Annotated in this window: 7 protein-coding genes, 2 tRNA genes and 1 pseudogene; 7 read left to right on the top strand and 3 right to left on the bottom strand. The window is 69.1% G+C overall.

The genetic code is table 11. The features are described from left to right. The first annotated feature begins 109 nt into the window (after positions 1-109). Together BJF85_RS17095 and fdhA are read left to right on the top strand one after the other, a co-directional pair. Entirely contained in the window at positions 110-1303 is a 1194-nt protein-coding gene (locus BJF85_RS17095; RefSeq protein ID WP_075848957.1) for an HNH endonuclease signature motif containing protein, read from the top strand. A gap of 118 nt (positions 1304-1421) precedes the next feature. Next, positions 1422-2632: pseudogene (gene fdhA / locus BJF85_RS17090) on the top strand (formaldehyde dehydrogenase, glutathione-independent). A 13-nt stretch (positions 2633-2645) separates the two neighbouring features. Here the strand turns inward: fdhA and BJF85_RS17085 are convergent. Together BJF85_RS17085 and ctaD are read right to left on the bottom strand one after the other, a co-directional pair. Next, positions 2646-3137 carry a DUF309 domain-containing protein gene (locus tag BJF85_RS17085; RefSeq protein ID WP_075848955.1) on the bottom strand — a complete coding sequence of 164 codons (492 nt, stop codon included), beginning with the start codon at positions 3135-3137 and terminating at the stop codon, positions 2646-2648. Further along, the gene (gene ctaD / locus BJF85_RS17080) at positions 3130-4839 is read right to left on the bottom strand and encodes a cytochrome c oxidase subunit I (protein ID WP_075848969.1); all 1710 of its coding nucleotides are present in this window, start codon (positions 4837-4839) and stop codon (positions 3130-3132) included. Before ctaD ends, BJF85_RS17085 begins: the two co-directional genes overlap by 8 nt. 277 nt (positions 4840-5116) lie before the next feature. Between ctaD and BJF85_RS17075 the strand changes: the two genes are divergently transcribed. Next, entirely contained in the window at positions 5117-5749 is a 633-nt protein-coding gene (locus BJF85_RS17075) for a DedA family protein (RefSeq protein ID WP_075848967.1), read from the top strand. On the opposite strand, the gene BJF85_RS17070 is transcribed toward BJF85_RS17075, so the two are convergent. Beyond that, positions 5742-6683 (bottom strand): GNAT family N-acetyltransferase, encoded by a 942-nt coding sequence (locus tag BJF85_RS17070; protein ID WP_075848965.1) that lies wholly within the window; start codon positions 6681-6683, stop codon positions 5742-5744. The two genes, BJF85_RS17075 and BJF85_RS17070, sit on opposite strands and share 8 nt — an antisense overlap. A gap of 339 nt (positions 6684-7022) precedes the next feature. Here BJF85_RS17070 and BJF85_RS17065 point away from each other — a divergent pair, with 339 nt between their 5' ends. From BJF85_RS17065 to rpmG, 4 genes are all read left to right on the top strand, one after another. Beyond that, the gene (locus BJF85_RS17065) at positions 7023-9770 is read left to right on the top strand and encodes a bifunctional diguanylate cyclase/phosphodiesterase (protein ID WP_083666498.1); all 2748 of its coding nucleotides are present in this window, start codon (positions 7023-7025) and stop codon (positions 9768-9770) included. A 75-nt stretch (positions 9771-9845) separates the two neighbouring features. Then, a tRNA-Thr gene (locus BJF85_RS17060) sits at positions 9846-9918 on the top strand. Positions 9919-10092: 174 nt separating this feature from the next. Then, positions 10093-10166: transfer RNA gene (locus BJF85_RS17055), tRNA-Met, on the top strand. A gap of 54 nt (positions 10167-10220) precedes the next feature. Beyond that, entirely contained in the window at positions 10221-10388 is a 168-nt protein-coding gene (rpmG, locus tag BJF85_RS17050) for a 50S ribosomal protein L33 (RefSeq protein ID WP_075848953.1), read from the top strand. Positions 10389-10392: the final 4 nt, after the last annotated feature.

The following is a 10392-nucleotide window of genomic DNA, read 5'->3' as shown; positions in this document are numbered from 1 at the left end:
GGTGGTTGCGTTGTGGGCTTTGGTGGGAGCCTTTGCTTCGCTCGGCCTCAGGCGTGGTTCGGGTTGGCGGTTGGTTGTTCGTCGAACTGGTGTTTGGTAGTATGGGGTTGTGGTCAACGGTGATTCTCTTGCTCGGTCTGTGCAGTCGCTTCATTCGCGGCGGGCACGGATGGATGCTGAGGAGATGAGACTGTTGGCCTCGGCTGCGCCGTCGGACGAGGGCGAGTTGGCGTGGTTTGCCGAGTCGCTGGTGCCGGAGTATCGGGCTTCGCGGGAGTTCGTGCTTGGACGGGTGCATACGGCGGTGTCGTTGGTGTCGCGGATGCCTCGGCTGTTATCGCTGATGGAGGGCGGGAAGATCGAGTATTACGCCGCCTCCCGGGTTGTTGATGTGACCGGTGTGTTGTCCGACTCGCACGCTCGCGAGGTGGATGCGCTGTTGGCCGACAAGCTGTCCTCGGCGGCGGAGACCATGTGGTTGCCGCACAACTTGGTGCGGGCGGTTCGACGGCTCGTTGACAAGGTGGACCCGGCCGGCCGGCTCGAGCGGGCTCGCAAGGCTGACCAGGGGCGCAAGGTCACGCTCGAGCACGGCGAAAACTGCCAGTCCCGGCTCGTTTCCACGATGCGCTCCGAGGTCGCCGCGGCTTGCTACGCCCGGGTGGACTCGCTGGCCCGGCAACGTAAACGCGACGGGCACAAGCGCACCTATGACCAGCTACGTGCCGATGTGGTTGCCGACTTGCTCCTCGGCAACGACCCCGGCGCGAAGGCTCCCGAGGTGTCTGCGGTGGTCTACGTGCATATGCCCGTGGATACGGCGCTGTCGATCTCCGAGTCCGGTGCCGAGCTCGACGGCTACGGGCCGATCCCCGGTGCCATCGGCCGCGAGATCGCGACCAACTCCAAGAGCGTCTGGCGGAAGGTCCTCTGTGATCCGGCGACGGGCGATCCGGTCGACCTGGGCCGGTCCCGCTATCGACCCACGGCCACGATCCGCGAGGCGATGCGGGTGCGGGATCGGGAATGCGTCATCCCCTGGTGTCACCGGCCGGCGCGGCACTGCGATGCCGACCACGAACAGGAATGGGCCCGCGACAACGGACCCACCTCGCTCACCAACCTCACGGCCCGCTGCCGCAGACACCACCGCATGAAACACGCACCCGGCTGGCTCAGCCGCTACGACGTGGCGCGCGCACGGATGTCGATCACCACACCCCTCGGACGCACCTACACGGCCACCCGTCAACCCGTCCTCACCCCGAGTCCACCACCCGACCCTGAAACTCCGCCGTTCTAGTGGATTCGGCGGGCGCATCACTCGGCGGTGCCCGCCGGCTGGTGATCATCCGGTATGGCGACTACGTTGACTTATGCGCACGTACGAACCTGTCCGCGAGCAGACAAAGGGGTTCGCAATGTCGGATAATCGCGTTGTTGTGTACAAGGGTCCCGGTGAGGTCGCGGTCGAATCCGTCGACTACCCGAAGCTGGAACTTCCGGGTGACGTCGTTAACGGACTGGGAATCAAGAAGAAGGCGCCGCATGCGGCGATTCTGAAAATTGTCACCACCAACATTTGCGGCAGCGACCAGCACATGGTACGCGGCCGCACCACCGCTCCGGTCGGTCAGACACTCGGTCACGAGATCACCGGCGAGGTCGTCGAACTCGGCGAGGACGTCCTCTTCGTCAAGGAAGGCGACATCTGCTCCGTCCCGTTCAACATTGCCTGCGGGCGTTGTCGCATGTGCAACGAGGGCAAGACCGGAATCTGTCTCAACGTCAACCCCGCCCGGCCCGGCGCAGCGTACGGATACGTCGACATGGGCGGCTGGATCGGCGGTCAGGCCGAATACGTCATGGTTCCGTTCGCCGACTTCAACCTGTTGAAATTCCCCGACCGTGATCAGGCGCTCGAGAAAATCCTCGACCTGACCATGTTGTCGGACATTTTCCCGACCGGATACCACGGCGCGTACACCGCGGGGGCCACCACCGGATCAACCGTGTACGTCGCCGGAGCCGGACCCGTCGGCCTCGCCGCCGCGCACGCGGCACAGCTGCTCGGCGCCTCGGCCGTCATCGTCGGCGACATGATCCCCGACCGCCTCGCCCAGGCACGCAGCTTCGGCTGCGAAACCGTCGACCTGAGCTCGGGCACACCATTGCCCGACGCCATCGAACAGATCGTCGGCGAACCGGAGGTGGACGCGGCCGTCGACGCCGTCGGCTTCGAAGCACGCGGCCACGGCAAGGACGCCGCCGAACAACCCGCCACCGTCCTCAACGACGTCATGAACATCGCCCGCGCCGGCGCATCACTCGGCATCCCCGGCTGTACGTCACCGGTGACCCCCGCGCCGCCGACGACCACGCCAAGGAAGGCCAACTCGGTGTGCGCATCGGCCTCGGCTGGGCCAAATCGCACTCCATCGCCACCGGCCAATGCCCGGTGAAGCAATACAACCGCCAGCTGATGAACCTCATCCTCAGCGGCAAGGCCGACATCGCCAAGGCCGTCAACGCGACCACCATCTCCCTCGACGACGCACCCCAGGGCTACCGCCAATTCGACGGCGGCGCCGCCCAGAAGTTCGTCATCGACCCCCACGGAATGGCCGCGTAGCCGGACGAAAGCCCTACGGGCGGAGGCGGGGCGACAGGTCCGCCGCGTCCGGCGGGTTCGTGCGCGTGGGCATGTTCTGGGCGACCGTGCGTGCCCACGCGCACACCCCGGCGACGTCCAGCCCGTACGGGGCGTCGGCGGCGAACGGCTCGATGTTGTCGGCCCCGCGGCGCAACAACGACGCCGCACCGGTGAGGTTGCCGCGCGCCGCATGCGTCACGCCCACCGCCACCTGCGCCAACCCGCGCCACAGGCCCTCCTCGGCATCCGGGCCCGACTTCCACGCGTCCTCGAACACCTCGTGCGCGTGGAACGGCTTGCCCTCGTCCAACAGCGTCTGCGCCTCACGGATCGTGTCCTCCGGCGCGCGTTCGATGCCCTCGGGCGCGCGTTCGACCCCCGGCGAGCCGTACGGCAACGGCCGGCCCAGCCCGTCGCGCGGCCGCGCGTTCCGCGCCTTGCCCTCGGCGTCCCTGTCGCGTGCCCTGCTCGGTCGCTCAGTCACGACCCGAGTCTGACACGTCCGACTCCTTCACCCTGCCCGACAACGTGACGTGGCCCTCGCTGTGCAGCCGCTCCACCATGTGCGGATAGTGCAGCTCGAACGCCGGCCGCTCCGACCGGATCCGCGGCAGCTCGACAAAGTTGTGCCGCGGCGGCGGGGACGTCGTCGCCCACTCGAGCGAGTTGCCGTAACCCCACGGATCGTCCCGGTGATTCGCCTCGCCGAACCGCCAACTGCGCATCACGTTCCACAGGAACGGCAACATCGACGCGCCCAGCACGAACGCCCCGATCGTCGACACCGTGTTCAGCATCGTGAACCCGTCGGACGGCAGATAGTCCGCGTACCGCCGCGGCATGCCCTCCGCACCCAGCCAGTGCTGCACCAGGAACGTCGTGTGGAACCCGACGAACGTCAACCAGAAGTGCAGCTTGCCGAGCCGCTCGTTCATCATCCGGCCGGTGAACTTCGGGAACCAGAAGTAGATACCCGCGAACGTGGCGAACACGATCGTGCCGAACAGCACGTAGTGGAAGTGCGCCACCACGAAGTAGGTGTCGTGCACGTGGAAGTTGACGGGCGGCGCCGCCAGCAGCACGCCCGTCAACCCGCCGAGCAGGAACGTCACGATGAACCCGACCGACCACAGCATCGGCGTCTCGAACGTCAGATGCCCCTTCCACATCGTGCCGATCCAGTTGAAGAACTTGATGCCCGTCGGCACGGCGATCGCGAACGTCAGGAACGCGAAGAACGGCAACAACACCGCGCCCGTCGCGAACATGTGGTGCGCCCACACCGCGAACGACAACGCCGTGATGCCGATCGTCGCGTACACCATCAGGCGGTAGCCGAACAGCGGTTTCCGGCTGAACACAGGGATGATCTCGGTGACGATGCCGAAGAACGGCAACGCCACGATGTAGACCTCCGGGTGTCCGAAGAACCAGAACAGGTGCTGCCAGAGGATCACCCCGCCGTTGGCCGGGTCGAAGACGTGCGCGCCCAGGTGCCGGTCGGCGAACAACCCGAGCAGCGCGGCCGTGAGGATCGGGAACGCGGCGAGCACCAGCGCGCTCGTGAACAGGATGTTCCAGGTGAACACCGGCATCCGCCACATCGTCATGCCCGGCGCGCGCAGGCACACGATCGTCGTGATCATGTTGACCGCGCCCAGGATCGTGCCGAGCCCGGACACCACCAGCCCGACGATCCACAGGTCGCCGCCGACACCCACCGAGAACTCGGCCCGCGAGAGCGGCGCGTAGGCGGTCCACCCGAAGTCCGCGCCGCCCGCGGGCGTCAGCAGCGAGGCCAACACCGTCAGCCCGCCGAACAGGAACAGCCAGTACGACAACGCGTTCAGCCGCGGGAACGCCACGTCCGGCGACCCGATCTGCAACGGGATCAACAGGTTGGCGAACGCGAACACCACGGGCGTCGCGTACAGCAGCAGCATCACCGTGCCGTGCATCGTGAACAGCTGGTTGTACTGCTCCGGCGACAGGAACTGCAGTCCCGGCCTGGCCAGCTCCCCACGGATCAGCAGCGCCATCAGCCCGCCCGCCATGAAGAATCCCAGCGACGTGGCCATGTACAGCATGCCGATGACCTTGTGGTCCGTCGTCCGGAGCAGCACCAGGAACTGCAGCCCCGCCTTGCCCGGACGGCGCCCACCGCCGCCGGTACGCGTCGGCTCGATGCCGGCCGGCGGGCCGGTGTCGCGGTGCTGTGGATGCGGCTGTGTGTCGTGTGTGGTCACTGCCACCTCCGCGCGGGACGGCCTCGGACAGAACGCTACGAGCCTGCGCCGGTGATCGCATCCCCGAATTCGGACGTGAGGTCCCCGTGAGTCGGATTAGGCCCATGACCTGCGATGTCGCTACGTTCGACGTTGTCGGCCGGCGTGCCCCTGGCGGAAATCGGACATGCGGGCCCACGTCGGCGCAAAGCGGGACGTGCGGCGGAAGGCGGGACGGATGAGCACGGGCGAACTCGGTGGGCTCGCGGGGTGGGCGGTCGACGTCATGGAGACGCTCGGCGGCCCCGGCGCGGCCCTCACGGTCGGCCTCGACAACCTCTTCCCGCCGATCCCCAGCGAGCTCGTGCTGCCCCTGGCCGGGTTCACCGCCGCGCAGGGCACGTTCACACTGCCCGGCGCACTGCTGTGGACGACGGCCGGTTCGGTCGTCGGCGCGCTGATCGTCTACCTCGTCGGACGGCTGCTCGGCCGCGAACGCACCCGGCGGCTGATTGCCAGGGTGCCGCTGATGAAGGCCGAGGACTTCGACGTCGCGGAGGCGTGGTTCGCCGAGCACGGCACCAAGGCCGTGTTCTTCGGCCGCATGGTCCCGCTCGTGCGCAGCTTCATCTCCCTGCCCGCCGGGATCGCGCGGATGCCGCTGCCGGTGTTCCTGCTGCTGACCACCCTCGGCAGCCTCGTCTGGAACACGATCTTCGTCGTCGCCGGCTACCTGCTCGGCGCCAACTGGCACGTCGTCGAACGCTACTCCGGCGTCTTCCAGGTCGTCGTGGTCGTCGCCGGCGCCGCCGCGGTCGGTCTGTTCGTCTACAAGCGGCTCGCCGCGCGGCGGAAGTCAGGGGTCAGCTGACGGCCGGGCGGCGATACCAGGACGTCCACAGCGGGCGGTAGCCGTTGGCGTACCAGAACGGCGTCGACCGCGGGCTGTCCAACGCGTGATGCAACAGCACGGCGTCGACGTCCTCGGAATCGAACAGCTGGTGGGCGTGCGCGGCCAACGCCGACCCGACACCGCTGCTGCGCGCCTCCTCGGACACGTGCAGCGACGACAGGTAGCCCACCCGCTCCGCGTCGACGTACCCCGAGATCCAGTCCGACTGCGGCGGCAACTCGACCTCCAGGAACCCGAGCGGACGCCCGTACAGCTCGGCGATCCACAACGGCGGCACGGTGCGCCCCTCGGCCAGCTGGGTGCGGGCGTCCTCGGTGAGCCGTTCCACCGCGTCCGCGCGCGGCGTGACGACACCGAACTGCGCGTCGTAGGCGTGCAGCTCGCCGCGCATCGCCGCGAGCGTGGCCAGATCGGCCTCCTCGGCGGCCCGGATCCGCACCCCGGGCACCGCGGGCGGCCCCGCGCCGAGGCGGTTCGCCAACCGCACCGCCAACACCCGCGTCGGCGCGAAACCCCTGCGCAGCAGGGTTGTCGTGCCCGCGGTGTCCCGGCTGGGGCGGATCACCACGGCGGCGGTGTCCCAGTCGTAGCCCTCGTCGTAGGTGACGGCCTCGGCCAGCTGCTCCTCCCACAGCGACAGCAGCCCGTCGAGCGCGACCGCCGGATCGGCACCGGCCAGCCGGACGTCGAGGCGGTACTCCACGAGCGGCCGCCACAGCGACCCCATCGACCCGGGCGGCACCGTCGAACGGCTCGCGAACGCGAGTCCGTCGCGCACCCGCAACGGCGGTTCGGCGCCCGGCGCGGGGCGCGTCGACGGCGGCAGGACCGAGTCCGCGCTCGCGACCCGCTTGGCGTGTTCGTCCAACACGACGGTGTCAGCTGCCTGCATGTTCTCCGGTTCCAACCCTCGACGGCGACCGTGTCCGGCGAGCCCTGCGGCGCGGGGGAGGCGACCTCCCCGGCTATGACGGATCTCACCTGGTCGACATAATGCCAGCCAACGGGTTACCGCCGCCTGCTACTGGCAGCGATCGACCGGAATGAGGTATCACTCCCAGGCGGTTAACGACCTCTCACGTTCACCGACCGATCACCACGAGTTGACCTGACGGTGTTCAAATCAGATGCTTTATCCGCCGTGCGGGGTACGGTTTATGCCTCGTTCGCGGACAGTTGTGAACGCGCAACCCGTGGGTGACCCGGCAGACGGGACGGAAGGGAAGACGGCATGGGCCAGACACGCCGAGCGTCGTCGGGACCCGACTCGTCCGTGCCCGCCGACCGAACCGCCGCGCCCGAGCCCGAACCGGGGCAGGCCAACCCGTCCGGAAACCGGCCCAGCACCGCCGTGACCCGCGGCGACGAGTTCCGTTTCCGCATCTACACCGCCCTCGTCCTCACGGTCGGCGTGCTCGGCGCGATCGCCGTGTCGCGGATGTATCCGTTCGAGGGCTCGGTGCACCTGTGGTGGATCGGACCCGCGCTGGTCATCGCGTTCCTCGGCGCCGAACAGCTCGGCGTCAACGTCGACGTGCGCAGCGGCATCTCGTGGACCATCTCCTTCACCGAGATACCCCTGGTCATCGGCTTCTTCGTCGCACCGTTCGAGGTCGTGCTCGCCGCCCACGTCGTCGCCGGCATCACGACCCTGCTCGCACGCAAGGTCACCGGCCGCGTGCTGTACAACGCCGGCGCGTTCCTCATCGAGGTGACCGCGGCCTTCGCCGTCGCGTTCGCCGTCGCGGGCGCCCTCGGCGACCCCGGCGGCATGCCGTGGCCCGCCGCCCTCGCCGGCACCCTCGCCGCGCCGCTGGCCAGCACCGTCCTCGCGATGGCCGCCGTCCGCGTGCTGCGCCGCCGCATGCAGATCGGCACCGTCGTCCGCCTCGCCGCGCGGATCCTCGTCGTCGGCTTCGTCAACGCCTCCGCCGGCCTCACCGGCTACCTCGTCATCGCCAACACACCCGGCGCGTGGCCGATCGTCGTCGCCGTGAGCATCGGCCTCGTCGCCCTCTACTGGGCCTACTCCGACCTGCTGCGCGAACAGCGCGACATGGAGGCCCTGTTCGACGTCAGCCTCATGGTCGCCCGCTCCGACCACCAGGTCGCCGCCCAACCCGCGGGCGCGGGCGGCGAACTCGACACCGGCATCGACCTCGAAGAGTGGAACAGCATCGCCGAGCGGATCAAGGACCAGCTCGCCGCAGGCCGGGTCGTGCTGCGGCTGCGTCTCGAGGCCGACGAACCGATGCACGTCATCACCGTCGGCGCCGACGGGCCCGACCAGCCGCTGACCCCGGACGACGCCCTGCTGCGCCTGCCGGGGGCGAACGTGCGGCACTTCCGCATCACCGACGGCAACGCCTCCGTACGCGGCGCCCTCACCGCACGCGGCGCCCAGGAGGCCCTCGTCGTCCCGCTACGCAGCGGCAACCAGCTGCTCGGTCTCGTCGAGGCCCACGACCGGCTGTCCCGCTGGCGCGGCTTCGGCCGCTACGACGTCCAACTGCTCGGCACCATGGCCAGCCACCTCGCCACCGCGCTCGACAACCGGCGACTGCTGGCCACCCTGCGCCACGACGCCTACCACGACCCGCTGACCGGCCTGCTCAACCGACCCGGCTTCCGCCAGATCGCCGCCGAACCGCTCGCCGAACGCACCGCCCAACCCGTCGTGGCGCTCTCGTCGCCGGGCGCCGCGGCGGCCGCCGGCCGCACCGGAGGCGCCGAGGCCAGGGCCGTCGTCCTGCGCGTCGACCTCGACATCTACTCCACCGTCAGCGACGCACTCGGCTACGCGTGGGCCGACCGGATGGTCGTCGCCGCCGGCAGGCGCATCCGCGACGTGCTCGGCCCCGGCGTCCCGCTCGCCCGGCTCGAAGGCGCGTCGTTCGCCGCGCTGCTGCTCGACCGCAGCCCCGACGTCGCCCGCGCCGTCGCCGAACGACTCCGCGACGAGGCGTCCAAGCCCTACCCCGTCGACCGGCTCAACGTCGAGGCCAACGCCATGGTCGGCTACGCCTGCTCCGCCATGCCCGGCGACGACGGCGACCCGCCCGACGTCGACGCCCTCCTCCAACGCGCCGACGTCGCCGTGCGCGCCACCCGCGGCGGCGAGGAGGTCCGCGCCTACGCGCCCAGCATGGGCCAGATCTTCCTGCGCCGATTCCAGATGGTCACCCAGTTCCGGCAGGCCCTCGAGGAGGGCCAGGTCAGCGTCCACTACCAGCCCAAGGTGTCGCTGCCCGGCAAACAGGTCGTCGGCGTCGAGGCGCTCGTGCGGTGGGTCCACCCCGAGTTCGGGCGCATCAACCCCGACGAGTTCGTGCCCGCCGTCGAAGCCGCCGGCCTCGTCGGCGCGCTCACCTCGTTCGTCCTCGACGAGGCGCTCGCCCGCGTGCGGCGCTGGCTCGACGAGGGCCTCGAGATCTCCGTCGCCGTCAACCTGTCCGTGCGCAGCCTCGCCGACGACGGGTTCGCCGCGCAGGTCTCCGACGCCCTCGCCCGCTACGACGTGCCCGCCCGGCTGCTGACGTTCGAACTCACCGAGTCCGCCGTCATGGCCGATCCGCAACGCGCCCTGCCGATCCTCGGCACCCTGCACGAACTCGGCATCGAACTCGCCGTCGACGACTTCGGCACCGGCTACTCGTCCCTGGCCTACCTGCGGCGCCTGCCCGTCGACCAGGTCAAGATCGACAAGAGCTTCGTGTTCGGCATGGGCACCGACCTCGGCGACCTCGCCGTCGTCCGCTCCATCGTCGAACTCGGCCACTCGCTCGGACTGTCCGTCGTCGCCGAGGGGGTCGAGGACGACGCCTCCCGCGACCAACTCGAGGCCATGGGCTGCGACGTCGCCCAGGGCTACCTCATCTCGCGCCCCCTCGCCGAGGACCGCCTCGAAGCCTGGCTGCAGGCCCGCACCGCACGCTCCATCGGACACCGCGACGAAACCGTGCTCACCCTGCTGACCTGAGGATTCGGCGCATCCCGACCCCGGTGCTCGCCGCGGCGCCACGCTCGGGTACTCTATTCGAGGCTCGTTGAGCACGCCCCTTTAGCTCAGTCGGCAGAGCGTCTCCATGGTAAGGAGAAGGTCGACGGTTCGATTCCGTCAAGGGGCTCGCGATTGGGAGTAGTGTGCTGATGGAAAGCATCAGCCTTCATCGCTCGCTGATCATTGTGGGGGCCTAGCCCCCACACCCCCGCCCGGAGGGCTTCGCCCCCCGGGACCCCCCGCTGGGGCTGGGCTTGGTGCCTTGGTTGCAGCTGGGGTCTTGGGGGAAGCTGTTGGACAGGGCGGGGTAGCTCAGGTGGTTAGAGCACACGGCTCATAATCGTGGTGTCGCGGGTTCAAGTCCCGCCCCCGCTACTCGGACTACACGGCCACGGCGGTGGCCCACTCATCGTTGAAAGAGGAAAGACCGTGGCTTCTTCCACCGACGTTCGCCCGAAGATCACCCTCGCGTGCGAGGAGTGCAAGGACCGCAACTACATCACCAAGAAGAACCGGCGCAACAACCCGGACCGTCTTGAGATGAAGAAGTTCTGCCCCAAGTGCGGCACCCACCGTGCCCACAAGGAGACCCGCTGACGCC

It is taken from the genome of Saccharomonospora sp. CUA-673, from assembly GCF_001942305.1.
In the GTDB taxonomy this organism is placed as follows: domain Bacteria; phylum Actinomycetota; class Actinomycetes; order Mycobacteriales; family Pseudonocardiaceae; genus Prauserella.
This window is presented reverse-complemented; position numbering and strand designations above follow the sequence as displayed.